Below are 24,454 nucleotides of genomic sequence, written 5' to 3' on the forward strand. Positions count from 1 at the left end.
TTATTTCAGGGCCGCTGCCGCGAAGTTGTACCGGGCCGCTTCGCAATAGAAAACGATGTGCGAGAAGCCGGTGTACGCGCCTTTGGTGGGGATTTCCAGAAACTGCTTGCCGTTTTTGACGATGGTGCCCACTTTCAGCACGTTGCCCGCACCGGCCGCCTGCTGGGCATTCACCTGCCCATCAGACTTGGCCAGGTACACCCCCAGCGAGCCGGTGTGGAATTCCGTCACGAAGTCCTCGTTGAGCTGCACCAGCTCCTTGCCGGTTTCGTCGCGGATGATGGCCAGCGAGCCGCTGCTCCGGGTGCCCCCCTGGGCCGTGACGCTGGCCGTTTTGAGCGTCGTAACGCTGGTGTCCGGGGCCACAACGGGGTTGTCCTGGGGCTCCGGATCATTTTTAGAGCACGAAACCAGCGCGGTGGCAGTAAGCAGCGTCAGGGCCAGCACGGGAGTGAACAGCTTTTTCATGGCAAAGGAGTTGGTAAAGCAGGAGCAAAGGAGCCGTTTCCCTGTCACAAAAAGATCACGGATTCAGGATATTTGAGTTGCCAGTTTTGAGTTGCCAGTTGCCAGTTGCCAGTTGTCAGTTGCCGGTCGTGGTCGTGGTCGTTGAACGAACTGGCAACTGGCAACTGGCAACTCAAAACTGGATCCGTTGGCATTCGGAGGCGGCTACGGTTGGCGTAGAAAGTCCAGCACGGTCTGGTTGAAGCGCAGAGGAATTTCCTGGGGCGCATTGTGCGAGGCATCGGCAAACACTACCAGCTGGGCTCCGGCAATATGTTGGGCAATGGCCCGGGTGTGGGCGTCCCGTACCACGTCGTACTGCCCGGCCAGCACCAGCGTAGGGGCCGTAATGGCGTGCAGATCGGTAAATGCCAGCCGGGGTTCTTCGAGCAGCAGGTGCAGCAGCCGGGTCTGGGTTTGGGCCGCCGTATCCGGGCGGGCAGACCGGGTTTGCAGCTGCCGCCGAAAGTCCTCCAGCACGCCGGGTGCCAACGCCTGCGCGGTTGGGAACAGGTTCGCGCCCATAATTACCATCCGGTTCACCGATTCCGGGTGGGCCAGAGCCAGCGTCAGGGCCGTATTGCCCCCGTCGCTCCACCCCAGAATATTGACTTTACCCAGCTGCAGCGCCCCGAGAAGCTGGTGGATATCGGCGGCAAACAGGTCGTAGGAAAGTGCCCCGGTGGTCGTGTCCCGGCTTTTGCCATGGGCCCGGGTATCCACGGCAATAACCCGGAAGTGGCGGGCCAGCTCCCCGATCTGGCGGTGGAAAGCGGCTATCGACTGGCCGTTGCCGTGCAGGAGCAGCAGCGGCGCACCCTGGCCGTACTGCTCGTAATACAGCCTGGCCCCCCGCACCGCTACGTAGTGGCCCGCCGCCAGACTGTCGCCGTAGCGGCGGGTAGCCACCTGGCCGGGAGGAGGGTTTTCCAGAAACTGCAGGTACTTCAGGCTGTCGGGCAGCACGTATTCCGGCGCGGCGGCCGGGGCATCTTTTGCCGGGCCGGAGTCGGCGTACGAGTCGGCGGTAAGGTAGAGGCTCAGCTGGCCGGGGCGTACTTCGCGCCAGCGGTCCTGGCTTTTGTCGCGGAACAGAATGCGCTGTCCCGGGGTGGGAATGGCCGAAAGGGCAAAAGCCTTGGGCGTGCCGGGCACCGCTTCGCTTTGCAGCCATTGCAGCGTGACGGCCACCTGCCGGTGCCCCCGCAGCAGAATATGGTAGGGACTCAGATCGACTTTCACCCAACCGCGGGGCTGCGCCACCGTGAAGGTCACATCCTGCGTCAGCAGCGGCTGGTCGGGCCGGCCATCGGTCACGCTGTACAGGTTCAGGCGGAAGCGCACCCACCGGAAGCGGTTGAAGGCCACGTGAAGGTTGACGTCGCGCAGTAAGCATTCCTGGTCCAGCCGGATAATCGTGCCCTGTTCCTTCGCCAGCTCGTCGCGCACCAGGTCGGGTTCGGTATACAGCCCGGCCGTCATGAAGGTGGCGGCGCCGGTGCGGCCAAACGTTTTGGTTTTCACCCGGCCCGCCCGCACGGTCACGCCGCCCAGACTCACCGGCGCGGGGCGCAACGCCACCCGCTGCCGGCCGCCGCGGAAGCTGAGCCCCGCCACCGGAGCCGACTCGTAGCCAATGCAGGAAACAATAAGCCGCGCCGTATCGGCAATGGCGGCGGGCACGGCGAAGCGAAAGTTGCCCTGCGCATCGGCCACCGACCCCAGGGGCTGGTTCGGGATGCCCAGCGTGGCAAAGGGTACCGGGGCCTGACTTACCTGGTCGACTACCTGGCCTTCTAGGAGCCGGTTTTGGGCCCGGGCGCCGAAGCCCAGAAGCAGCAACACTAAAAACAATCGGAATCGGATAGTCGAAACAGGCATAAAGAGAAGATGATGAGCTTTCCGAGCAGAGTCGGTAAAAGCCGGGAAAGGTTGTATGCGGAACAAGTAAGTGCGGCTTCTTCGGCCAACCGTAAAAAAAGCGCCCCGGCCATATTGGCCGGGGCGCTTTGGGTTGAGCGCGTAAAGAAAACAACGGATTAGCGGACCACCAGCTTCGTGCTGACATTGTTCTCGGCCCGCAATACGTACACCCCTGGTTTAAGGCCGGTGGTTTCAAACGAATCGGCCCGGCTCAGCGTGCGAACCGGACGGCCCAGCACGTCGCAGAGCGTACCCGACACGGCGCGGCTGAGGTGGACCCGCCCGCCCTGTGCCGGGTTCGGATACAGGTACAGCGGCGTGGCTTGGCGCGGATTCGTGGTAGCCGTCACGGTGCCTTTCAGCTGAATGCCGTACACGGCCACCGAGCTGCTTACTTCGTTGGCGAGCAGCAGCAGGGGCTGGCCCGTCGGGCTGTTGGCGGCCGAAATGAAGACGATGCCTTCGGGGCCCAGGTCGCCGGTGCCGGTGGTGAGGCTGCGGTTGTTGATGTACTGGACCAGCTTGGGCTGGGTCGGGGTATTCACGTTGAACACGGCCAGCCCGCCAATGCGCTCCAGGGCCACGAAAGCGTATACCGTGTCGCGCAGCGTGGCGGTGGTGATGCCCTCGGGCTCGGGGCCTTTGTCGTCGGAACGGTTTTTCCGGGTGGGAGTGCCGGTGGTGTTGCTGGCGTTGAAGATGGCGCCAAACGTGGCGTCGGTGCTGGTCAGGCGCTCCAGCAAATCGCCGCTGTCGTGGACGAGGGCCCCGGTGGTGGCGTTGTACACGCTGAAGGAGCGGCCCCCGAAGGCGTGAATCTGGTCGATGTCGCCGTCGCCGTCGGTGTCCCCGGTTTTGTTCGTCACGTTCAGCCGGCCCAGCACCTGGCTGTTCTTCAGCAGCGCGGCGTGGGGGAAAGCCGTGGGGTCGAGCACGTAGGCCGCGTCGCCGAGGCGGGTTGCTTCGGTCAGGGCCGAGTATTCGCGGGCGTCGCCTTCGTTGGCCGTGAGCAGGTAGCGCTGGCCGGCAACTTCAAAGGCGGCAATGCCGTCGGGCTGCCGCATGCCGCGGATGGGCCAGTTGGCCAGCAGCGCATCCGGAGTCTGGTCGGAGGCATCGAGGCTGAAGCCCGCCTGGCTGTGGTCCTGGTAGCCCAGGCTGCGCAGGCTGGTAAACTGCTTGGTGGTCAGGTCGAGGGTGGCCAGGGCGTTGTTTTCCTGCAGGGTGATGTACACCAGGCGCGAATCGGCCGATACGGCCACGTACTCAGGCTCCAGATCCTGGGCCACGCTGCTCGGATTAGCCGCGGTGCCGCCGTAGAGGCGGACGCCATCGGCGCGCAGCTGGGCGGCCAGGCCGTTGTAGGCGCTGAAATCTACGGTGGTCACGTTGGCCTGGGTGAGGCCGGCCACGCCGCCCGCGAAGTCAATCACGGATACTGAGCCAACCGGGTCCACGGTGTAGTCCGACCTGGGCTCGCCTTCGTTGGCAGTGATAATATAGCGGCCGTCGGGGGAGAAGGTAATCATATCGGGCAGGCTGCCGGTCGTTACCTGCCTGAGGAAACCGCCGTTCTGATCGAAGAGCACCACGCTGCCGGGCAGCTTCGGGTTGGCGTTTTCGATGGCGCAGGCCACCACGCCGTTGTGTACGGCCACCGAGTTGAGGTTGCCGTAGGGCTGCATGCTGATGGAAGCCAGCGGCGTCAGGGCCGTCGGGTTGGCCAGACTCAGGATGTCGAGCCTGGCGCCGATGGAATTTACCACGTACAGACGCTGCGTGGTCGGGTCGTGGGCCACGATTTCGGCCGAGCTGGTGCCCGCAACGCCGTTCTGGTAGCTGCCGAGCAGGCTCAGGGTCAGGTTGCGCTCCCGGGTCGGGGCCGGGGTGTCGTTGTCCTTGATGTATACCAGCACTTCCGTCGAGCCGGCTACCAGCGTGGCGTTGGTCGGGTTTTGCAGGCGCAGGGTGAAGTACTCGGCCGCTTCGGCCAGCGCGTCGTCGGTGAGCGGAATGGTCAGCGTCTGACTGGTGGTGCTGTTAGCGGGGAATGTCAGGGTCTGGGTGGCCGGGTAGGCGAAGTCGGCCCCGGCGGTAGCCGTGCCCAGGCTGGTGCTGAGGGCCACTTCCACGGTGGTGGCCGTGGCCCCGGCGTTGGTAATGGCCACCGGAATGCTGACCGTCCCGGCGTTTTCATTGACGACGGCCGTGGCGGCCGTCACCCGTACGGTGTGTACTACGGGCGTGCTGCTGCGGCTCACTTCCACCTCATCCCAGGCGGCCCAGTCGGCATCGCCGTTCTGGCGGGCGGCCAGGCGCAGGCGCACGGCGGGGCTGCCGGCCGGAATAGATACCGTAATGGTTTGGTAGGCCTGGGTATTTTTGGCGAGCTGGGGGTAGGTTTTGGTGGCCGGCCAGCTGGTGCCTACCGAATCGTGAAGGCCCCCGGCGAAGAGCAGCTGATGTGGGTACGTGGTCGGCTGCTACCCGTAGCCACGTATCTTTGCCGGCATCTTCTCCGCTGCTTATTTTCCTGGTGAATGAAGTTTTCTTCCCGCTTATGGCCGATGTGGGGGCGCTCCGCCGCCTACGTACTGGTTCCGTTGCTGCTCTACGTCATGGGGCGGCAGACCGAAGTTGTCGGCGGCGCGCAGCGTCTGCTGCTGACTACTGGCCTGTTCAACCCGGCCCTAACGCCCGCCGCCAGGCTTGTTCCAAATAAACAAGCCGACTACAGCCTGCCCCTCCTGACGCTGGAAGGTAAGCCGACTTCTCTGGGGGCCCTCCGGGGCAAGGTGGTGTTTCTGAACCTGTGGGCAACGTGGTGCCCGCCCTGCGTGGCCGAAATGCCGGGCATTCAGCACCTGTACGAGCAGCTGAAAACCGAGCCGAAAATAGCCTTCGTGCTGTTGTCCCTGGATCAGAATCCGGATAAAGCCCGCCGGTTCGTAGCCCGGCGCGGATTCACGATGCCAGCCTATACGTTGAACGGCAACCTGCCCGCCGCTTTCGAAACCGGCTCCATCCCGACCACTTTCATTATCTCCCCAACCGGCGAAATCGTGGCCCGCCACGAAGGCATGGCCGACTACGACCGGCCCGAAGTGGCCCGGCTGCTGCGCCGGCTGCAAACCGCCGCCGTTAAGTGAAACCCGAAACAACCGGGCTCCCGTGCCAGCCCCGGGAACCGGGGCTGGGGAAGACAAAACCCTGTTTACTGAAAAAGCCGCAGGGCTGCCCAAAGTGGGCAGCCCTGCGGCTTTTTCAGTATGAAGCCTCAGAGCGGAGTTCTCAGTTTAGTTAAGCCAGATAGTGTGCAGCAGCTGAAAGCGGTGCGGCGCGTAGGCGTTGAAGTACGGGGCATCGGCCTGAAAACCCAGTACGTGCACCAGCGGTATGCCTTCCAGGTGCGACTCAACCACGCGAACGGGGTAGAGTTTGCCTTCGGTTGGCCAGTCGCCGTTATGGTTGGCCGGGCGGCTGCTGGCATCGGTGCAGCGGGCATAGTCCACGAACGGCGCGTGCGTGGTGGCTTCGGCGAGGGTGAGGTTGGCTACTTCGTGCGGCATAAGACAAAGGTAAGCGCTAAAAACGGGTTTCGGTGGTGAATGCTACGGCCAGCGGCAGAAGCGGTGGCGGCGACAACCAGTCGATCTTTCAGCTAAGTAAACAAAAAGATGGGCCGCGTGGCAGGAAATATTTTTCCCTTTGCCCCGGCAACGTAATTCCAGCCGATTCAATTCCAGCTCAGGGAGCCGCGCCCGTCTTCGATGGTTGCCCGGATGAGACGGAAAGACCGTCGGACAGGAAAAACCGGTACCTGGTACCTGGCTGGCTTGGGCGGCAACGTCTGCTCAGGGCTGGGCGAAGAAAGCGGCTAACAGCGCGGTATCCTTGCCATAAATGTCCGGGTAGCTCCGCACCCGGCCATTCTCGCCGGCGCAGGTGTAGTACTGAAAGTGCACGGGCAACCCAACCGATAGGTCAAAGCGACGCTTGTCGTGGCGGGTGGGGCCGGTCAGGGCGGGCCGCAGGGAGGCCTCGGTGCCTTCCCGCCGAAGCAGGTAAGCCGCCAGGGCCAGCGGATTCTCCACCCGCACGCAGCCATGGCTCAAAGCCCGGTCCGCGCGGGTGAAAACGGTGCGGGCGGGGGTGTCGTGCAGAAAGACGGTATGCCTGTTCGGGAAATAGAACACTACTTTGCCCAGGGCATTGGTCCGGCCCGCGGTCTGACGAATGGTGTAGCGGAAAGTTGCCGGGGTGATGCTGCGCCAGCGTACCCGCCACGGGTTCACGGGGTTGTTGGCGGCATCGAGCAGCTCATAGTTGTTGTCGGCCAGAAAGCCCGGGTCACGCTGAATTTCGGGGAGCAACTCCTTGACCGCAATGCTGTGTGGAACCCGCCAGGCGGGCGAGGTCACGAAGACGAGGATACGGCTGGTGAGCGTCGGCGTCGGCATTTCGGGCTTGCCAACGACCACCCGGTGGGTGCGCACGACCTGGCCGTGCCTGATGAGCTGAAGGTGAAACGCCGGAATGTTGACCTCGGCGTACTCCGAATCCGCTACTGCCGCCCACCGCAGGCGCTCCAGGTTGATGGCTACCTGCCGGAATAAGGAAGACTCACCCGTCAGGAGCCGGGCTGAGTCTTCCGGGCACGCGGCGGCCAGGGCCGCCAGCCAGGCTAGCTGCAGCTGTTGGTACGCCCGGCCGCGGGGTTGGCTTTCCCTGATGAAACCGGGGAGAGTATTGGTGTTCAGCGCCAGCCGGAGCCGGGCCACTACCGGAGCATCCTCTTCATTTAAAGCGGGTGCCAGCGTGGCCGCCGTCAGGCGGCCCCGTTGCACGTGGGTGGCGTAGCGCAGCAGGGCATCCGTGAGCCGCAGCTCGAAGCCGGCCAGCAAGGGCCCGCGTAAGCGTGCGGTTCCCAGTTGCAGGGAGTCGGCTAAAGACTGCAGGTGCCACCAGGCGTAGTCCTCGCGGCGCAGGCCGTATTCCGGGGCCCTGGCCAGCAGGTCCAGGGCTGCCGCCGCGGCGGAGTTCCAGCCCGTATCCTGCGTCCAGACGGGGTGATAGGCGTTGGCGGCGTAAAAGAGCTGGACGCTGGCCCCAGCCTGCAGGCCCAGGTGCTGATAGGTGGTAGTGGAGCCCAGGGCCACTGTATCCAGCAGGCGTTGCAGCGTGCGCGCAGCTTCCGTTCCGGGCCGGCCGGTCCAAGCCGTAGGCGAAGGGGAAACGGCCGCTGCCTGCAAGGAAAATATACAGCCGCCATACGTGCCCAGCAAGCCGGTGGCACGCACGCAGTTTCTTAGCCAGGCCATGGAGTGGGGCAAGAAAAGTGGAGAAGAACGGCGCCGATAGCGGTTTAGCGCATGCGAGACGAAGAAGCGGGAAACCAGAACGGCAGGTTACCGGGCTAGTAGAGCCCGGTAAGGGAAGAAGATCAACTCTACTTACAAGGTAACGATAAACGCAGGGCCAATCAAGGCGGGCGGAGTCCGGAAACCGGTGGCTGTCGTATTTATGGGGCCGTCGTCTGCGGCACGCTGCTGCGTACTTTGGCCCGGTTGATTACAGCCGCTCCTTCCCCTTCTCCGATTCTCTCACTCGTTCTGCTCCCCCATGCAACTGCTGGAAGTACTAACCGCGGCGCAGGCCACCGAATTCCTGGAATTCCCGGTGCGCCTGTATAAAAACGATTCCAACTACATCTTCCTTTTTTTCTTTTCCAATGCGTGTTTTCCCCCGTCTGGCCTTGTTTGCTCTGTTAGCTTTTACCTCCGCCTGTCAGAGCGCGTGCAGCTACGTGCGCTACTTTATTCCGCTCGATCCGACCTCCAAAAGCAGCCAGCCCGTGGACCATGCGCAATGGGACGGGCTCCTGAAAAAGTGCGTTAATGCTCAGGGGATGGTCAATTACGCGGGCTTCAAAGCCGATAGTACGTCGCTCAACACGTACCTGCGGCAACTCAAAGACAACCTGCCCAACAGCAAGTGGACGGAGCCCGAGCAGCTGGCCTACTGGATCAATGCCTACAACGCCTTCACTATTCAGCGGGTCATCCGGGCCTATCCGCTGAAAAGCATCAAGGATCTGGGCGGCGCCAAAAACCTGGTCAACACGGTTTGGGACCAAGCCTTTATCCGCCTCGGCGACGATAAATTTACCCTCAACGACATCGAACAGCGCATCATCCGCAAGAAATTTGCTGATAACCGGATCCATTTCGCTCTGGTGTGCGCCGCCGTATCGTGTCCGAAGCTGCGCCAGGAAGCTTACGTGGCCAGCCGGCTCAGCCAGCAGCTCGACGATCAGGGTCGTGAGTTCGTAAACAACCCCGCTAAAAACAAGCTTACGCCCGCCGACAAGCCGGAAGTATCCAGCATTTTCAATTTCTACCCCGGCGACTTCACCAAAAACGGGAGCACCTCCGTGCAGGACGTTATCAACCGCTACGCCACTACCCGGATAAAATCCGACGCTACGCTTACCTACATGACCTATAACTGGGCCCTGAACGAGCAGCCGAAGTAGGAGCAGCCCATTGTCCGGGTGAAACGCAGGCGGCGCTGAAGTTTCAGCGCCGCCTGCGTTTAGGGCAGTCAACGAGAATCAGGGTTTCAGGCGCGGGTCGAATGGATGCGGTTCGAGGGATACTACCCGCAGTTTGGCGTGGTCGGGGTGGAGCGGGTTGAGCAGGTAGTTCCACTCGCCGGGCGCATGGGCCGAGGGAACCCGCAGCAGCCAGTACTGTCCTTCCTCAATCCAGGCCCGGGTCAGCTGGGCCAGTTCCAGCGGGTACGGCAACTCCCGCCAGTTAGCGGGCAGCCGGGCCTCCTCAATCTGTTTCACGGGTATAGCGTCGGGTACTTCCAGCGTCAGCACATGGTAGTTCCGGGGCAGCGACGGCGCGTTGGCTAGCACTTCGAGCTTGGCCAATGACAGATGTTCGGAGGTATAGAGAATCAGGGTGCCGACTTCGTGCCAGCGCCCGGCATAGTAGAGTCCGCCCTGACCGGTGAGGCTGGCTATATAGGGCTGTTGCCCCATTCGGTACAGCAGCATGGGTTAGGAGTAATGGCCATACTGTATGCGGCCCAGTAGGTCGCGCACTTGCTCCCGGCCAATGGCGGAAGACAGCAGCTGTATGGGCCGGATGCCACCCAGGGCTACATTGACCGTGTTGAGCCAATGGTGAAAGTCACCTTCATCTTCAAACACTTCCAGCCCTTTGGCCAATACGGCCGACAACTGAATAGTCTTCTCGCCTTCATCCAGCGTGAGGGCCTTGTTGGCCTGCTCGCGCCGGGCCAGGGTGCTTTCCGAAACGCCCAGTACGGCGCTGATTTCCTTGTTCGAGAAGCGCAGCCGCAGTTGCAACGCCCGCAGAGCCTGCACTGAAATACCTTTAATGGCTATTGCCAAAAGGTCCAGCTCGTTGTGAACCACCTGAGGAATGATGGCCGGACCACCCATCAGATCCACCATGTTGGCAACGGACGTTTTACGAACGGCAGTCATTTGCGTGTTTTTAAAACTTCATTTGAAAGCAATATACGGAGCAACCGGAAAATCGGTGGGATAATTCACCCGCCCCCGGAAGCTAATCGGTTGACCCGGAGTGCGGCAGGGGGTAAACTTCCGTCAGGGCGCGAAAATATGCCGGCCGCTTCGTTGCTTTGTAGCCCTTCACGCAGCTAGCCCACTTGCTTTGGAATCTCAGGAACTCATTACCCGTACCGCCGATTTTATCCGCGACAAGTTTATCGGCGAAGGCTCCGGCCACGACTGGGACCATATTCGCCGGGTGTGGCAAACCAGCCGCGCTATTGCCCTGACGCTGCCCCGGGCCGATCTGCTCGTTACTGAGCTGGGCGCTTTGCTTCACGATGTAGCCGACTGGAAATTCCACGCCGGGGACGAGGAGGCCGGCCCCCGCGCTGCCCGCGCCTGGCTGACGAGTCTGGGAGTGGAGCAGGAAGTGATGCACCGGGTAGAAACCATCATCCGTGAAATCTCCTTCAAGGGCTTCGGCGTACCCACGCCCATGAGTACGCCCGAAGGCGAAGCCGTGCAGGATGCCGACCGCCTCGAAGCCATCGGCGCTATCGGCGTAGCCCGCGCTTTTGCGTACGGGGGCCACAAAGGCCGGCCGCTGCACGATCCTAGCGTAGCGCCGGTTCAGCATGCCTCGTTCGAGAGCTACAAGCAGAATACGGCTCCTACCATCAACCACTTCTACGAAAAGCTGCTCCACTTGCGCGACCGGCTGCATACGCCGGCGGCCCAAAAACTGGCCGAAGAGCGGCACCAGTTCATGGAAGTCTTTCTGAAGCAGTTTCTACGCGAGTGGGAAGGGGAGGACCTGTCCGGGATTGGGCCAAACCCGATAACGCCGGCTGCCAGCCACTAACTGCTTACTTTTGGCGCTATGATCTTTCGTCAACTCCCCGCGCGGTGTCTCTTGCCGCTTCTGGTCCTGTTATTCGTGGCTTCGTGCCGTACGTGTCCCATGGTTTCGTGCCACACGCGCAAGGTGCACCTGCACAACGGGGCCCGGTACCGGGGGCAGCCACTGTGGAAAAAGCAAAGCCCGGCGGTAGGGGAAAAAATCAAGGTGCACACGCCTAAATCCGGCACTCACAAAGCCGACAAAAGCCGGGGCAAGGAGTAGGGCAGATTAGGCCAAACAGGCCTTTTTTCGTACCTTGCGGGCTTCACGTAGTACTCACTCACCGGTGTCGGAAATGCTCTGCAAAGGGCCTCCGGCTGACTAAGATTTCCCTATGGCGGAAGGCGAAAAAATCATTCCGATTAACATTGAAGACGAGATGCGCGGTGCCTATATCGACTATTCGATGTCGGTTATCATCTCCCGGGCTTTGCCTGATGTGCGCGACGGCCTGAAGCCCGTGCACCGGCGCGTGCTCTACGGCATGTCGGACCTGGGCGTATCCTACAACAAGTCCTATAAAAAGAGTGCCCGTATTGTGGGTGAGGTGCTGGGTAAGTACCACCCGCACGGCGACTCCTCCGTTTACGATACCATGGTGCGCATGGCCCAGGACTGGAGCCTGCGCTATCCGCTGGTCGATGGCCAGGGTAACTTCGGCTCCATCGATGGCGACTCGCCGGCGGCTATGCGTTACACCGAAGCCCGCCTTAAGCGCCTGGCCGACGAAATGCTGGGCGACCTGGACAAGGACACGGTAGATTTCCAGCCCAACTTCGACGACTCGCTGGAAGAGCCGAGCGTGATGCCCTGCAAATTTCCGAACCTGCTGATCAACGGCACAACGGGTATTGCCGTGGGCATGGCCACCAACATGGCGCCCCACAACCTGACGGAAGTCATCAGCGGCATTATCGCCTACCTCGACAACGAGGAAATCACCATTGCCGAGCTCATGGAGCACGTCACCGCGCCGGACTTTCCCACGGGTGGTACCATCTACGGCTACGAAGGGGTGAAGCAGGCTTTCGAAACCGGCCGCGGCCGCGTGGTCATGCGTGCCAAAGCCCACTACGAGACCCTGCCCAGCGGCAAGGAGCAGATCATCATCACCGAAATTCCCTACATGGTGAATAAGGCCTCGATGATTGAAAAAACGGCCGCGCTGATCAACGACAAGAAGATCGAGGGCATCTCCGACCTGCGCGACGAATCGGACCGCGACGGTATGCGCATCGTCTATGATCTGAAGCGTGACGCCATGCCCAACGTGGTGCTCAACAATCTGTACCGCTACACCCAGCTGCAGTCTTCATTCGGCGTCAATAACGTGTGCCTGGTAAAGGGGCGTCCGATGACGCTGAACCTGAAGGAGCTGATTCACTATTTCGTAGAGCACCGCGCCGACGTAATCGTGCGCCGCACGCGCTACGAGCTAGCCGAAGCCCAGAAGCGCGCCCACATCCTGGAAGGTCTGCTCATTGCCCTCGATCACCTGGATGAGGTTATCAAGCTGATCCGCGGCTCCCGCGACGGCGAAGTGGCCCGGGCCCAGCTCATCGAGCGGTTTGCGTTGAGCGAAGTGCAGGCCCGTGCCATTCTGGATATGCGTCTGCAGCGCCTCACCGGCCTGGAGCGCGACAAAATCGTGCAGGAATACGAAGAGCTGATGCGCCTCGTCGATCATCTGAAAGCCGTCCTGGCTTCGGATGAGATGCAGCGGCAGATCATCCGCGACGAGTTGCTGGAGATTCGGGAGCGCTACGGCGACAAGCGTCGTACCATGATCGAATACGCCGGGGGCGACTTCTCGATGGAGGATATGATTGCCGATGAGAGCATGGTTATCACCATCTCCCGCGAAGGCTATATCAAACGCACCGCTCTGGACGAATACCGTACCCAGGGTCGGGGCGGCGTAGGCGCGAAGGGCGCCGCCTCCAAACAGGATGACTTCACGGAACACCTGTTTGTGGCTACCACCCACGAATACCTGCTGTTCTTCACTGAACTGGGTCGGGTATTCTGGCTGAAAGTGTACGAAGTACCGGAAGGAGGGAAGAACACCAAGGGCCGGCCAATTCAGAACCTGATCGAGATTCCCCGCGAAGATTCCGTCCGGTCGGTGTTGAACGTGCGGGGTCTGCGCGACCCGGATTACCTGGAGAATACTTTCCTGATGTTCTGCACCGAGCAGGGCACGGTGAAGAAAACGCCGCTGGAAGCGTACTCGCGTCCCCGGACCGCCGGTATCAACGCCATTACCATCAACGAAGGCGACCGGCTGCTCGACGTGCAGCTCACCAATGGCAGCAGCGAGATTGTGGTGGCGCTGCGCTCGGGTCGGGCGGTTCGTTTCCCCGAGGGCAAAGTGCGCTCCATGGGCCGCAACGCCGCCGGCGTGCGCGGTATCACCCTGGCCGACGCCAACGACCGGGTAGTTGGCATGGTCTGCATTTCGGACCCGGCCTCGCAGGAGCTGCTGGTGGTTTCGGAGAACGGCTACGGTAAGCGCAGCCCGCTCGACGAGTATCGCGTGACCAACCGCGGGGGCAAAGGCGTCCGGGCTATGAAGATTACCGACAAAACCGGTGCCCTGGTAACCATCAAGGACGTACAGGATTCCGATGATCTGATGATTATCAACAAGTCGGGCATCACCATTCGTCTGCGGGTGAGTGACTTGCGTACCATTGGCCGGGCTACCCAAGGCGTGCGGCTGCTGAAAATCAGCGCTGGCGACGAAATATCGTCGGTGGCCAAGGTAGCGGCTGACGATAAGGAGCTGGATGGGGTGGATCTCGACTCGGAGGCCAATGGCCTCGCGGACGGGGAGCAGCTAACGGCTGCATCAGTAACCGAAGTAGATAACGATCTGACTTCACTCACTGATCCGGAAACGCTCAGCAGCAACTAACCCGCATTATTAGGGAGCCTGGGGCTTTCAGGCACGGTATTCGATTTAGAATACGGTGCCTGAAAGCTTACCAGGCTTCTTTGTTACCTGCTTGCAGGCTCAACCAAGGGCTGACAGCAGCCGTTTGCTAATCGATTTCTTTTCACTCATCCTCGTTCATTCTTCAGCAAAAACCCATGAAGAAGATTTTTCTGACTCTTGTAGCTGCGGTGGCACTACAGACTGCTTCGGCCCAAACTTCGGCCGTTACCAACGCCATCCTGAATCAGCGCCAAGGCCTGCTTGATAAAGCCCGCACCGATATTGATGGTGCCGTTTTGAACCCGAAGACTTCGGGGAAAGCCAAGACCTGGTATACCCGGGGCGAAATTTATGAGCAGTTGATGGCCAGCCCGATTTTCGGCAAAGCTTTGAAACCCGGGGAAGGCACTAAAGCGGCTTACGACTCGTATGCTAAAACCATTGAGCTGGATACGAAAGAGGGCGAATTCGGCAAGCTGGCGGTCCAGAAGATGGATAATCTGTACGGCCTGGCTCTCAATGCCGGGGTAGAAAGCTACAACGGTAAAAATTATGACGAGGCGTTAAATTCGTACCGTATGGCCCAGCAGATCAAGCCGCAGGATACGACCGCCTATTTGTATGCCGCTTATGCCGCGGAAGCCAAACAGGACTTCACGGTAGCGAAGGATACGTATAGCAAGCTTCTGGCTATGAATTATAAGTCGCCGGCGTTATATGGTCGCTTATTGCAGATTGCCCGGCAGGAAAAAAACGATGCGGAAGCCTTAAAAGTCGTTCAACAGGCTTTGGTCGTCTATCCGGACAACAAAGTCTTCAAGCTGGAAGAACTAAATATGTATCTAAGCTCTGGCCGTGGTTCAGAAGCCATTGGAAAACTGGAAAGCGCTATTGCTGCTGATCCAACCAATGGCAACCTATATGCCGTTTTAGGTTCGTTGTACGACAAAAGTAAGCAACCGGAGAAGGCCCTGGCTGCTTATAAAAAAGCGGTTGAGGTTGAGCCAAACAATTTTGATGCTCAATTTAATCTCGGGGTATACAACTACAACAAAGCGGCTGACTTATACACTAAAGCCAGTAAGATGGACTTAGCGACCTATCAGAAGTCCGGCAAAAAGTTTGAAGCAGATGGCAAGAAGTACTTTCAAGACTCATTGCCTTATTTCGAAAAAGCGTTGCAGTTACAACCCAAGGACAGAGCTGTGCTTTCTTCATTACAAAAAGCATATGTCCGTTTGGGACGTACCGCCGATGCAGATCGAATGAACGCGAGACTAGAAACAGCAAAATAGGGGAGCAAAATAACCCAAGTAAACTACTTGGGTTATTTTCACGGATTGTTACTTAACATAATATAAATTATAAGACAATTAGTCTGTTGCAATTCTGCAGTCTTGCCGGCATGTTGTTACACGTTTAGGTTGGGATGAACCGGGCCGCCACACCCGGATGTATAATGTGGTCATCGCCATCGACCATATCGTTATCATAGAAAGGTGTCGCATCAGGAACGGCGGCCTGCCTGGTGGCCGTGATTGAGTTCAGAGCAGCTGGTATTTTGAAAATCCCACGCCCTCGAGTCTTTTATTTCATCTTTCTATTCGGTCAGCAGTGATTTGATATCTGCAGTTACGCGCACACTTGACTAATTGCTTGGAAAGGTCTTCCGCTGAAGCAGTACAAGCCGTTGCCAAGCAATTGTAGACAACCACTGCGTAATATCATTCGATAGTAACCCAAGGTTGTAAGGCCTCCCTGTATTGGTTGGTACCGGTCTTTTCGCACCTGCTTTTGAGCTACCCTTTTTGCTTAACAGTGTCGTGAATAATATAGTCCGTGCCCGCTACTCAGGACTGGTCGCCGGCAACGGATGTTAAACGTCTCGCGCTAACGACGACCGGCCCGACGGCCGATAGCCGCCGGACCGGCAGCCACACCGTTTACGAGACCGCCAGAAGAAAGCTTATGTAAATCCGCTCAATAGAGACAAGCACACCATACTCTAACCACCGCGTTGCGGTGAAGCTTACAATAGCCAGCAGTACTTCGGAGCGAACTAATGCACTTGTCTTCGCGAGATGCCTTGCTCCTGCTGGTTTATCTTGCTTCACCGGTACCTGCCTCTTTCAACTCTCCCGAGCATGACTTTTTCTATGAACGTCGTAAAGCGGCTCTTATATGATCAATAACACCCTTCTTTTCGTCCCTTCCTGCCCCGGCGCCCTTTCCGTTGGATTGGTATTAATAATACCTGGTGGAACAGGTATTATTAATACGACTACCGTAAGCAAACTCATAAAAGCATAAAGAAGTATAAAAAAGTATTTTTAAGTTTTTACCTTTTTATACTTTGTACTACTATTTTATACTTTTATATCTTATACTTGCATTCCCTAATTGCTTCCTTACTTTCTACTTTTACCATGCCCAAGACCATTGAATATCCTCGTACCAGCTACTTAAGTGCTTGGGAGATTGCCGAAGTCGTTGATGATACTGGTGGCAAGTGTGCGATAGAAACTTGTGCTCGTAAACTTAGCCGGAAGGTTAGTGGATCCTTTAAGGCCATTATTGGATCTGCCGTTAAGTTCGGACTAGTTACCAGTAAAAGAGAGTTACTGACTACTACTAATCTGTTCCGCCGCATCAAACATGCTTACGATAAGCAGGAAGAGAAAATATACCACCGGGAAGCATTCCTTCATCCTCCTCTCTTCACCCAGATATGTCGGAAGTTCCGTAACCGGGAACTGCCGGTTCATATGTTTGATATCATGCTTATCCGGGAATTCGGCGTGGAGGAGATCAATGCCCAGAACGTAGCGAAAGCCTTCGTGGATGGCGCCCGAATGGTAGGCATTATCGATGAGCGCAATGTTATAGTAGACATTGATATGCTCGCCACTCAACAAGCGCCACGCCGGGAACTAGCCAGCACGGAGATGCCGCTAAACATGTTTAAACAGCAAAGTCAGGAAAGCACAGAGAGTACAACCCCAAGAACACCGGATCCTGATCTGCACATCACTAACACCAACAGGAATTCACAAGCCTCAACGACGTCAGACAGCCCATCGCAGGTGCCCTCACCATCACCCAGAGGATTTGATGCCGTGTCGAGCTTATTTGGCTTGGATACTTTGGGTATCGATGAAACTGTGATACCAGATACCTTCAACAAGGCAGACAGCATGGGACCCGAAGCCATTTTTATACTTCCTTCTACGGTCAAGGAACATGGTAACAGTACTGGTACTGGCACTAACACAACTGCCCTACCCCAGGCAGTAGCCATCCCAACCATGGCAGCAGCTTCTGCTGGGTCCGCTACACAAACAGCTTACACGATCCGAATAACCGGCCCCGGACTGGATACCCAGCTTTCAGTTCACGATGTTGATGACTTAGCTATTGTCGGAGCGCTGCTTGACAAAATACGCCGACAATTGAGCCGGCAAGGGTAATTTACCCAAAGGCAGTTCAGTCCCCGTTATGCCCGGCTCAGACGACTTGATACATAAGGGCATATACATAAGGGTAAGACTATCGAACGGGCTTGAGCAAGGAGATGAACCAATAGCCTGACTCCCGGTCGCGCCCCAGGTAGAAACTGTCGAGCAAGATGACCCTAACATGGTTTTCCCATCCCATGGGCAACCTGCTGCCAGCCGGGGAAGCGGTGAATACTGCTACCGGAGCACGCAGGGCAGCCAAGGAATCGAGGGCGGGCTGCCAGATGGGAATAGGACGGCCTGCCGCCCAAACCTGCTTTACATGCACGGTATCGAGACTTCTCCACGAAGCCAGCCTGAACAAGGCCGGATGCTGCCGCATGTCGCGCATATGCCGCAGGCCCGGGGTAGCCTTACGGGATTGCCACCCAGGATAGGCTGGAATCAGCAGACAAATACCAGAACAAACTCCTATAAGCGTAGCCGCTATAAGCACCCGGGGGCACAAGTGACGGATACCCTGCCACCCAACCCAACCAGCCAGGGCCCCAAACACCCCAATGCCAACCACCAATCGAGCTGAACCGAAACCAACTTCAGGTAGGTGGCTCAGCGCCATAGCCCCCGGGAGAACCAAGAAGACAATCAGCAGCAGACTCCCCCAAACCCACAATACCCTTTTATCAGTCGACCCGGTGCCTTTGGCAAAGGAAATCCGCTGAGTTTCCCAATAGCGCAGCATGCCCGCAACAAGTAGTGCCAGCGGAGGCATTAGGGGAAACATATAGCGTTCTTTCTTTTCCGGCACCACACTCAACAGCAGCAGGCCTGCGACAACCCAACCCAACGCCAGCGCATAGGGGATAAACCCCCTTAAGCGTGGGCGGGCATAGGGCCACGCCAGACTGACCAGTGCCACCAGCGCCCAGAGCCCGGTAAAGGCAAAGAATGACCAGTAATACCAGAAAGGCTGCACATGCCGCTCACCCCACGAAGCTATTTCGGTACGAGCCACTTTCCGCGCGATGGGAGCCACTTGCAGCCCAATATAAATCGGCCAGCTAAGCCCTACCAGCAAGGCCACAGTTGCGGCCACTACAGTACCCCACCCCTGCCGAGCGACCTGCTGACGATGTTCCGGATAGCCAACCAAATACGCCCCCACAAAGGGCATAAGTACCGCGTACACCGTGACAGGACCTTTGCTGAGCATTGAGAAGCCCGCCAGCAGCCCAGCCCCGGAAAACAGAAAATACGCGCGCCCACCAGCCTCAACCCGCTGCCAGCCCCGTACCAGCAGCCACAGGGCCCCAATCATCAGACTAGTAGCAAAAATATCCCACTGCCCCTCCCGGCCGGTAACCATTACCAGCAGACTGCTGGCCAGCACCAGGCTGCCCAGCCAGGCCGTCCGTCCAGGAGCGGCTGCTTCAGCGAGTTGCGCCCGGGTCAGTTCCCGCGCCAGGCCCCAGAAAAAAAAGACCAGCACCGTCGCCGCCAGAGCTGCGGGAAGCCGTAACAGCCACAATTCCTCGGTGGGACCGGTCAGGCACTGAAGAGCGGCGACGGCCCAGGTGGGGAGCGGCGGCTTGGCCAACCGTACTTCGCCATTCATCGTCGGAATCAGCCAGGAGCCCCCGGCCACCATTTCCCGGGCGGCCACGAAGTTGCGGGCTTCCATCAAACTGATTTCGGGGGCGCTACCGTGCACGAAAAAACTACAGCCACAGACCACCAATACCGATAGAATTCGCCCCCACGGGGAGCTACTGATTGCCGTAGTACGCATAGCGATTTGATTGACGGAACTACCTGCCGCGAAGAAAAAAGATACCTGGCTACCCTTCCTGCCGCTCCCTACAGCTGACGGCGGAGCATGGCGCGGAGCTGCCGGACATTATCCACTTCGTAAGCATCTGGTGAGGTAGCCACAACCCGGCGAACGGCCTTAGCCGAACGCCCGCCAAAGACCACTACCGCCCGGCCTAAGGCATGGATGCGGGCGGACCGTTCAGGGCTTATGTTATCCTTATGCACTACGGCCGCCTGCACCGACGGTAAATGCCGCAGCCGGTCCAGCTCTTTTTCAAAGTCCCCGGTCATTTCCAGCCCCAGCGGCACGGTGGGCAGTAAGTCGTGCAGGTAGTTGAGGGTGGCCACCTGAGTGGTCAGGATCAGCAGCCGTTCAGCCGGTACCTGGTAGCGGGTGAGCAACTGCTGCAGGCGGCGGGCCAGGACCCGGCTCCGGGTGGCATCGGCACTCGAACAGGCATCATCTTCGTGCAGGTCGAGGTGTAAGTAGGGAAACTCTCCCCGTCGGGCTAGGTGGGCTAACAGCATTTCAAGGGTAATTACGTGCTCGTGCTGCAGCCAGTCATGGGGCCACCCACCGCGGTAAGGCAGACGGGTAAGCACCGCGGCGGTGGTCTGGCTGACGCACCCCTGGCCATCGGTCATGGAGTCGAGCGTGTGGTCGTGATAGAGAACCGGAATGCTGTCCTGACTTAACCGTACATCTACTTCCACCCCATCAGCCCCCTGGCGCAGGGCCCGGGCAATACTCCGCAGACTACTCGGCGGCAAGGGGTTGAAAAGATGGAAGAAGCCTGACCCAGCGTGACCGATTACCAGGGGCCGGCGCAGCCGGCCCGCCCCGGGGTCCGGATCCTGCTGGCCGGGGCCCGGGGCGGCAATGATGCTACCGGCCAGCAGCAGTAAGCCTGCCCCCACCATCACAACCCCCCAACCGTGACCAATGCTGCGCGTCATAGCTATGCTGTGGAAAGGGAACGAAAAACTTAGCCCCGGACCCTGGGGGACCAGGGAAATACAGATGGAGGCTATACGCAGCATACCGGGACCAGGTAATTCCGGTTACATTTGCCCCGTACCCGGGCGCACATTTTATCTCCTCTTTTCCCTACCCTCACGCATGGCCTCCATTCTTATAACGGGCTGTGCGGGCTTTATTGGCTCGCACCTGACCGAACGGTTGCTTCTTGAGGGGCACCGGGTTATTGGCCTCGACAACTTCGACCCCTTCTACGCCCGCGGGCACAAGCAGCGCAACCTCACTGGCTTTCGCCACCACCCCTTCTTCACCTTTGTTGAGGCCGACCTACGCCACGGGTTTGAGACTCTGCTGGATTCGGGTTCCCCTGAGCCTATTGAGGTTGTCGTGCACTTAGCCGCCAAAGCCGGGGTGGGTCCTTCCGTGAAGGAGCCCATTGCCTACCTGGAAAATAACATTATCGGCACCACTCGCCTGTTGCAGTGGATGCGGCAGCGTAAAATTCAAAAGCTGTTTTTTGCTTCCTCCTCGTCCGTATATGGCAATACCCGGCAACAGCCGTTTCAGGAAGATATGAATGTCCTGGCCCACGGCATCTCGCCTTACGCCGTTTCCAAACTTACCGGCGAGCAGCTCACCGCTACCTATCACCATCTTTATGGACTCGACGTGCTTAATGCCCGCTTCTTCACCGTCTATGGTCCGCGCCAGCGCCCCGACCTGGCTATTCACAAATTTGCGCGCCTGATGCAGGCCGGGCAGCCTGTTCCCGTATTCGGGGATGGTACCACCGCCCGGGACTACACCTACGTGGACGACACGGTTGATGGCATCGTCCGGAGCATTGCTTATTTGCTACAGCATACCCACGTGTGCGAGGTCGTCAACCTGGGCAACAACCGCCCGGTACCCCTGCTGGCGCTGATTCAGGCCGTTGGCGAAGCCCTGGGGTGTCAGCCTGAGCTGGAGTTCCTGCCCATGCAGGCCGGCGACGTAAACGTGACTTATGCTGACATCAGCAAGGCGCACCGCCTACTGGGCTACGCGCCAAAAACGACGCTGGCCCAGGGATTAGCGGAATTTGTGCAGTGGTTGGAGACTGAGCCGAAGTTGTACGAACCGGCTTCCCCGGTGGGGTAGCCGCCCGCCGGTGCCGGTTTCCCTCTCCCTGCTTACCCCCCACCTATGCCGGTGACTGGCGTTGCTCCCGCCGTAGCAGCACGATGTTGCGGGCATAGACCACCGTGCCGAATACGTTGCCGATCAGTAGCACTGCGTCGCGGCGCAGGATAGCGTAGGTGAGAATAAGCACCGAACCGACGAAGCTGATAGCCCAGAAGCTCAGCGGCAGCGACGACTCACCCTTGCGTTCGGAGTAGATCCACTGGTAGACGAAACGCAGCAGGAAGACGGCCTGCCCCACCGAGCCCAGCACCAACAGGCCGGCCGGGATACGGCGGCCCAGCATGGCCCGCAGGCTGAAGTGCTGATTGCCGGCCACAAACCAGCCCAGCATGGCCAGCGGAAACCCGTAGGCCGCCGCCCGAAACCAGGCATTCAGCTTATGCCACTCGCCCAACAGCTGCAGATTGCGGATGTAGATGGCATAGCTGATGAGCTGGGCCGCCAGAATGATGGGGTCGTGGCGCAGCATGCCGTAGAGGATCATCAGAAACGAGGATATCAGGCTGATCTGCCAGAACAGCGTGGGCACCAATACCCGTTGGGCCCGCTCGCTCTGCACCCACTGCAGCACGATGCGGCTCGAAAACAGCAGCTGCGACACCAGGCCAATGCCCAGCGCAATCGTCTCCGTTCTCATACGCGGCTAACGGCCCACCCCGTCGGCGCGGTGGTACTCCCCGATTTCGTAGTTCTTCCAGCGGCTGCGGATCCAGCGGAAACCGAACGTGTCCACTAGCGGCTTCCAGGCGCGGTTCCAGAGGTTGTACTTGGCCGTGCCGGCAAAGCGCGGGAAGTGCTGCACCGCAATCTGCTGCACCCGGCCGCCCTGCAGCTGTACCAGCGCGCCCAGGAAGCGGTGCATGCCATGAAACAGCGGCAGCCGGCGGGCATACTCAATCTTGATGATCTTGAGCGGGCAGCCCGTATCCTGAATGCCGTCGTTGATGAGCGTGCGGCGCACGGTGTTGGCAATCCGGGAGGAAAGCTTCTTAACGAACGTATCCTGGCGCCGGGCCCGAATGCCGTTCACCATGTCATACTGCGGGAAGAACTCGAAGAAGCGCAGCAAATCGAGCGGCGAAGTCTGAATGTCGGAGTCGATGTAGCCGATGAGCGTGCTGCGGCAGTGGTCTACCCCCGCTTTGATGGCCGTGCTCAGTCCCTGGTTCCGGCTCAGGGAGATAAACTCGTAGCGGGCATCGTGGCGGCAGACGTCGCGCAGGATGGGCAGCGAGCCGTCGGTGCTGCCGTCGTTGACGAACAGCACCGTAGTGGCCACCGGGGTCTGGGCCAGAAACCGGTTCATCTCCACCACAAACTGGCGCAGGCTTTCTTCCTCGTTATAGACTGGCACCAAGACGGTTAGGGACTGGAGGGCCAGGTAAGCAGAATTATCAGACATAGACAAGCGAATAGCGGGGCTCAAAGTAGCAACTATTTCCCCGGCCCGCCGCCGGGGTGGCGGGCTTTGCCGATACTGCCGATGCCCGGCCGGGGTTACAGGTCGCCGCTATTCCCGCCGGATTCCAGCCGCTATCGTGGAGTGCCGCGCCCGCAGCACCGCTACCACTTCCTCCAGGGTTACCTGAGAGGCCGCCAGCAGCACCAGCAGGTGGTAAAGCAAGTCGGCTACTTCGCCTTTCAACCCTTCGATATTGCCCCCCACGGCGTCGATAACCGTTTCAACGGCCTCCTCACCCACTTTCTGGGCAATCTTGGGCATTCCCTTGCGAAACAGGGAAACCGTGTAGGAATTCGGCTCTTCCGCCGGAAAGTCGCGGCGGCGCTGCACCAAGCGCTCCAGCTCCGCCAGAAAGCCCACCGGGGCCGCCGGGTAGGCCGTTTGCTCCGGCTGCTCGAAGCAGCTGGTCGTGCCGCGGTGGCAGGTGGGGCCGTCGGGACGGGCCCGGATCAGGATAGCGTCGCCGTCGCAATCGGGGTGCAGGCTGACCACGGTGAGGTAGTTGCCCGAGGTTTCGCCCTTGGTCCAGAGCCGGTTCTTGGAGCGGGAAAAGAACGTCACGCGTCCCTCCTGTTGGGTTTTCGCCCAGGCTTCCTCGTTCACGTAGCCCAGCATCAGCACCTGGCCGGTATCGGCATCCTGCACCACGGCGGGCAGCAGGTCATTCATTTTCGCAAAGTCCAGCATTGGTTTTTGGTTAATAGTTTTTGGTTTTTGGTCCTGATTCTGGCCAAAAACCAAAAACCACTAACCAAAAACCAACTGGCTACAGGCGGACCGGGATACCGTCCTGGCGCAGGTGTTCCTTCAGGGCCCGGATGCCGATTTCGCCGAAGTGAAAGATACTGGCCGCCAGCCCGGCGTCGGCCTGGGCCTGCTGAAACACGTTGGTGAAGTCCTGCAGGGAGCCGGCACCACCCGAGGCCACCACCGGCACCGACACAGCCCGGCTCACGGCCCCGGTAATATCGAGGGCAAAGCCATCCTTGGTGCCGTCGTTGCTCATGCTGGTGAGCAGGATTTCGCCGGCCCCGCGGTCAGCGGCCTCCCGGCACCACTGCACCGCGTCGCGGCCGGTGTTGTTGGTACCGGCGCGGGTGTAGATCTGCCAGCCATCCGCGTCGTGGTAGCGGGTATCGGCGGCCACCACAATGCACTGGCTGCCGAAGCGGCGGGCCAGCTCATCGATCAGCCCGGGCCGCGCCAGGGCCGCCGAGTTGATGCTCACCTTATCGGCCCCGTTCATAAGCAGCGCTTCCACATCCTGCACCGTCCCAATGCCCCCGCCCACGGTGAACGGGATATCCAGCTCCCGGGCCACCTCGCGCACCAGCGCCACCAGCGTGGTGCGCTTCTGATTGGTGGCCGTGATATCGAGAAACACCAGCTCGTCGGCTCCTTCACGGGCGTAGCGGGCCGCCAGGGCTACCGGGTCGCCGGCGTCGCGCAGCCCCTCAAAGCGCACGCCTTTCACGGTGCGACCATCTTTGATATCGAGGCAGGGAATAATGCGTTTGGTTAGCATAGGGGGGATTTGGTTTTTGGTTTTTGGTGGGTGGTTGTTGGTGGGTGGTTTTTGGTTTTTGGTGGGTGGTTGTTGGTGGGTGGTTTTTGGTTTTTGGTGGGTGGTTGTTGGTGGGTGGTTGTTGGTGGGTGGTTTTTGGTTTTTGGTGGGTGGTTGTTGGTGGGTGGCCTCCTTCCGGATAAAGGCAATTGGTTTTTGGTGGGTGGTTGTTGGTG

At 59.4% G+C, this 24,454-nt stretch carries 22 protein-coding genes; 9 read left to right on the forward strand and 13 right to left on the reverse strand.

What is annotated here, in order from left to right:
* The 3 genes from ABD833_RS11940 to ABD833_RS11950 form a co-directional block, all read right to left on the reverse strand.
* Positions 1 to 468, reverse strand: a complete 468-nt coding sequence (locus tag ABD833_RS11940; protein ID WP_345073244.1) for a hypothetical protein — start codon at positions 466 to 468, stop codon at positions 1 to 3.
* 204 nt (positions 469 to 672) lie between these two features.
* The gene (locus ABD833_RS11945) at positions 673 to 2,388 is read right to left on the reverse strand and encodes an alpha/beta fold hydrolase (RefSeq protein WP_345073246.1); all 1,716 of its coding nucleotides are present in this window, start codon (positions 2,386 to 2,388) and stop codon (positions 673 to 675) included.
* Between the two features lie 158 nt (positions 2,389 to 2,546).
* Complete coding sequence (locus ABD833_RS11950; RefSeq protein WP_345073247.1) at positions 2,547 to 4,757, reverse strand: choice-of-anchor I family protein; 2,211 nt, start codon at positions 4,755 to 4,757, stop codon at positions 2,547 to 2,549.
* Positions 4,758 to 4,970: 213 nt separating this feature from the next.
* On the opposite strand from ABD833_RS11950, the gene ABD833_RS11955 reads away from it, so the two are divergent.
* The gene (locus ABD833_RS11955) at positions 4,971 to 5,579 is read left to right on the forward strand and encodes a TlpA family protein disulfide reductase (protein WP_345073249.1); all 609 of its coding nucleotides are present in this window, start codon (positions 4,971 to 4,973) and stop codon (positions 5,577 to 5,579) included.
* A 147-nt stretch (positions 5,580 to 5,726) separates the two neighbouring features.
* On the opposite strand, the gene ABD833_RS11960 is transcribed toward ABD833_RS11955, so the two are convergent.
* Positions 5,727 to 5,999, reverse strand: a complete 273-nt coding sequence (locus ABD833_RS11960; RefSeq protein ID WP_345073251.1) for a hypothetical protein — start codon at positions 5,997 to 5,999, stop codon at positions 5,727 to 5,729.
* A gap of 285 nt (positions 6,000 to 6,284) precedes the next feature.
* Entirely contained in the window at positions 6,285 to 7,751 is a 1,467-nt protein-coding gene (locus tag ABD833_RS11965) for a L,D-transpeptidase scaffold domain-containing protein (RefSeq protein WP_345073252.1), read from the reverse strand.
* A gap of 410 nt (positions 7,752 to 8,161) precedes the next feature.
* Here ABD833_RS11965 and ABD833_RS11970 point away from each other — a divergent pair, with 410 nt between their 5' ends.
* Positions 8,162 to 8,965: a DUF547 domain-containing protein gene (locus ABD833_RS11970; RefSeq protein WP_345073254.1), complete on the forward strand. Its 804-nt coding sequence runs from the start codon at positions 8,162 to 8,164 to the stop codon at positions 8,963 to 8,965.
* Between the two features lie 78 nt (positions 8,966 to 9,043).
* Here the strand turns inward: ABD833_RS11970 and ABD833_RS11975 are convergent, their stop codons facing one another.
* Both ABD833_RS11975 and parS read right to left on the reverse strand, forming a co-directional pair.
* Positions 9,044 to 9,496, reverse strand: coding sequence for an RES family NAD+ phosphorylase (locus ABD833_RS11975; protein WP_345073255.1), 453 nt, complete (start codon positions 9,494 to 9,496; stop codon positions 9,044 to 9,046).
* A gap of 3 nt (positions 9,497 to 9,499) precedes the next feature.
* Positions 9,500 to 9,952: a type II RES/Xre toxin-antitoxin system antitoxin gene (gene parS / locus ABD833_RS11980; protein WP_345073256.1), complete on the reverse strand. Its 453-nt coding sequence runs from the start codon at positions 9,950 to 9,952 to the stop codon at positions 9,500 to 9,502.
* Positions 9,953 to 10,142: 190 nt separating this feature from the next.
* On the opposite strand from parS, the gene ABD833_RS11985 reads away from it, so the two are divergent.
* The 5 genes from ABD833_RS11985 (at position 10,143) to ABD833_RS12005 (ending at position 17,288) form a co-directional block, all read left to right on the forward strand.
* Positions 10,143 to 10,844, forward strand: coding sequence for an HD domain-containing protein (locus tag ABD833_RS11985; protein WP_345073257.1), 702 nt, complete (start codon positions 10,143 to 10,145; stop codon positions 10,842 to 10,844).
* 99 nt (positions 10,845 to 10,943) lie between these two features.
* Entirely contained in the window at positions 10,944 to 11,105 is a 162-nt protein-coding gene (locus ABD833_RS11990; RefSeq protein ID WP_345073259.1) for a hypothetical protein, read from the forward strand.
* Between the two features lie 112 nt (positions 11,106 to 11,217).
* Positions 11,218 to 13,800 carry a DNA gyrase subunit A gene (gene gyrA / locus ABD833_RS11995; RefSeq protein WP_345073261.1) on the forward strand — a complete coding sequence of 861 codons (2,583 nt, stop codon included), beginning with the start codon at positions 11,218 to 11,220 and terminating at the stop codon, positions 13,798 to 13,800.
* Between the two features lie 176 nt (positions 13,801 to 13,976).
* A complete protein-coding gene (locus ABD833_RS12000) occupies positions 13,977 to 15,116 on the forward strand; it encodes a tetratricopeptide repeat protein (protein WP_345073262.1) in 1,140 nt (379 codons plus the stop codon).
* A gap of 1,131 nt (positions 15,117 to 16,247) precedes the next feature.
* The gene (locus ABD833_RS12005) at positions 16,248 to 17,288 is read left to right on the forward strand and encodes a hypothetical protein (RefSeq protein WP_345073264.1); all 1,041 of its coding nucleotides are present in this window, start codon (positions 16,248 to 16,250) and stop codon (positions 17,286 to 17,288) included.
* 79 nt (positions 17,289 to 17,367) lie between these two features.
* On the opposite strand, the gene ABD833_RS12010 is transcribed toward ABD833_RS12005, so the two are convergent.
* Together ABD833_RS12010 and ABD833_RS12015 are read right to left on the reverse strand one after the other, a co-directional pair.
* A complete protein-coding gene (locus ABD833_RS12010) occupies positions 17,368 to 18,957 on the reverse strand; it encodes an ArnT family glycosyltransferase (RefSeq protein WP_345073265.1) in 1,590 nt (529 codons plus the stop codon).
* 176 nt (positions 18,958 to 19,133) lie between these two features.
* Positions 19,134 to 20,045, reverse strand: coding sequence for a glycerophosphodiester phosphodiesterase (locus ABD833_RS12015; protein ID WP_345073266.1), 912 nt, complete (start codon positions 20,043 to 20,045; stop codon positions 19,134 to 19,136).
* Positions 20,046 to 20,208: 163 nt separating this feature from the next.
* Here ABD833_RS12015 and ABD833_RS12020 point away from each other — a divergent pair, with 163 nt between their 5' ends.
* Positions 20,209 to 21,207 (forward strand): GDP-mannose 4,6-dehydratase, encoded by a 999-nt coding sequence (locus ABD833_RS12020; protein WP_345073267.1) that lies wholly within the window; start codon positions 20,209 to 20,211, stop codon positions 21,205 to 21,207.
* 43 nt (positions 21,208 to 21,250) lie between these two features.
* Here the strand turns inward: ABD833_RS12020 and ABD833_RS12025 are convergent, their stop codons facing one another.
* The 4 genes from ABD833_RS12025 to hisF form a co-directional block, all read right to left on the reverse strand.
* Positions 21,251 to 21,889 carry a lipid-A-disaccharide synthase N-terminal domain-containing protein gene (locus ABD833_RS12025; protein ID WP_345073268.1) on the reverse strand — a complete coding sequence of 213 codons (639 nt, stop codon included), beginning with the start codon at positions 21,887 to 21,889 and terminating at the stop codon, positions 21,251 to 21,253.
* Positions 21,890 to 21,895: 6 nt separating this feature from the next.
* Positions 21,896 to 22,654: a glycosyltransferase gene (locus tag ABD833_RS12030; RefSeq protein WP_345073269.1), complete on the reverse strand. Its 759-nt coding sequence runs from the start codon at positions 22,652 to 22,654 to the stop codon at positions 21,896 to 21,898.
* Between the two features lie 108 nt (positions 22,655 to 22,762).
* A complete protein-coding gene (gene hisIE, locus ABD833_RS12035) occupies positions 22,763 to 23,416 on the reverse strand; it encodes a bifunctional phosphoribosyl-AMP cyclohydrolase/phosphoribosyl-ATP diphosphatase HisIE (protein ID WP_345073273.1) in 654 nt (217 codons plus the stop codon).
* A gap of 64 nt (positions 23,417 to 23,480) precedes the next feature.
* Positions 23,481 to 24,239: an imidazole glycerol phosphate synthase subunit HisF gene (gene hisF, locus ABD833_RS12040; protein ID WP_345073270.1), complete on the reverse strand. Its 759-nt coding sequence runs from the start codon at positions 24,237 to 24,239 to the stop codon at positions 23,481 to 23,483.
* Between hisF and ABD833_RS12045 the strand changes: the two genes are divergently transcribed.
* Positions 24,223 to 24,454: hypothetical protein (locus tag ABD833_RS12045; protein WP_345073272.1), on the forward strand; the 232-nt coding region annotated here is incomplete at its 3' end. The two genes, hisF and ABD833_RS12045, sit on opposite strands and share 17 nt — an antisense overlap.

It is taken from the genome of Hymenobacter fastidiosus (assembly GCF_039539565.1).
GTDB classification, from domain to species: domain Bacteria; phylum Bacteroidota; class Bacteroidia; order Cytophagales; family Hymenobacteraceae; genus Hymenobacter; species Hymenobacter fastidiosus.

Coding starts and splice junctions, on each gene's coding strand:
- hisF (WP_345073270.1), bottom strand. CDS start 24,239: ATGCTAACCAAACGCATTATTCCCTGCCTCGATATCAAAGATGGTCGC.
- ABD833_RS12015 (WP_345073266.1), bottom strand. CDS start 20,045: ATGACGCGCAGCATTGGTCACGGTTGGGGGGTTGTGATGGTGGGGGCA.
- ABD833_RS12020 (WP_345073267.1), top strand. CDS start 20,209: ATGGCCTCCATTCTTATAACGGGCTGTGCGGGCTTTATTGGCTCGCAC.
- ABD833_RS11955 (WP_345073249.1), top strand. CDS start 4,971: ATGAAGTTTTCTTCCCGCTTATGGCCGATGTGGGGGCGCTCCGCCGCC.
- ABD833_RS12005 (WP_345073264.1), top strand. CDS start 16,248: ATGCCCAAGACCATTGAATATCCTCGTACCAGCTACTTAAGTGCTTGG.
- ABD833_RS12010 (WP_345073265.1), bottom strand. CDS start 18,957: ATGGAAGCCCGCAACTTCGTGGCCGCCCGGGAAATGGTGGCCGGGGGC.
- ABD833_RS11945 (WP_345073246.1), bottom strand. CDS start 2,388: ATGCCTGTTTCGACTATCCGATTCCGATTGTTTTTAGTGTTGCTGCTT.
- gyrA (WP_345073261.1), top strand. CDS start 11,218: ATGGCGGAAGGCGAAAAAATCATTCCGATTAACATTGAAGACGAGATG.
- ABD833_RS11975 (WP_345073255.1), bottom strand. CDS start 9,496: ATGCTGCTGTACCGAATGGGGCAACAGCCCTATATAGCCAGCCTCACC.
- ABD833_RS11990 (WP_345073259.1), top strand. CDS start 10,944: ATGGTTTCGTGCCACACGCGCAAGGTGCACCTGCACAACGGGGCCCGG.
- ABD833_RS12030 (WP_345073269.1), bottom strand. CDS start 22,654: ATGTCTGATAATTCTGCTTACCTGGCCCTCCAGTCCCTAACCGTCTTG.
- ABD833_RS11940 (WP_345073244.1), bottom strand. CDS start 468: ATGAAAAAGCTGTTCACTCCCGTGCTGGCCCTGACGCTGCTTACTGCC.
- parS (WP_345073256.1), bottom strand. CDS start 9,952: ATGACTGCCGTTCGTAAAACGTCCGTTGCCAACATGGTGGATCTGATG.
- ABD833_RS11960 (WP_345073251.1), bottom strand. CDS start 5,999: ATGCCGCACGAAGTAGCCAACCTCACCCTCGCCGAAGCCACCACGCAC.
- ABD833_RS11965 (WP_345073252.1), bottom strand. CDS start 7,751: ATGGCCTGGCTAAGAAACTGCGTGCGTGCCACCGGCTTGCTGGGCACG.
- ABD833_RS12025 (WP_345073268.1), bottom strand. CDS start 21,889: ATGAGAACGGAGACGATTGCGCTGGGCATTGGCCTGGTGTCGCAGCTG.
- ABD833_RS12000 (WP_345073262.1), top strand. CDS start 13,977: ATGAAGAAGATTTTTCTGACTCTTGTAGCTGCGGTGGCACTACAGACT.
- ABD833_RS11970 (WP_345073254.1), top strand. CDS start 8,162: ATGCGTGTTTTCCCCCGTCTGGCCTTGTTTGCTCTGTTAGCTTTTACC.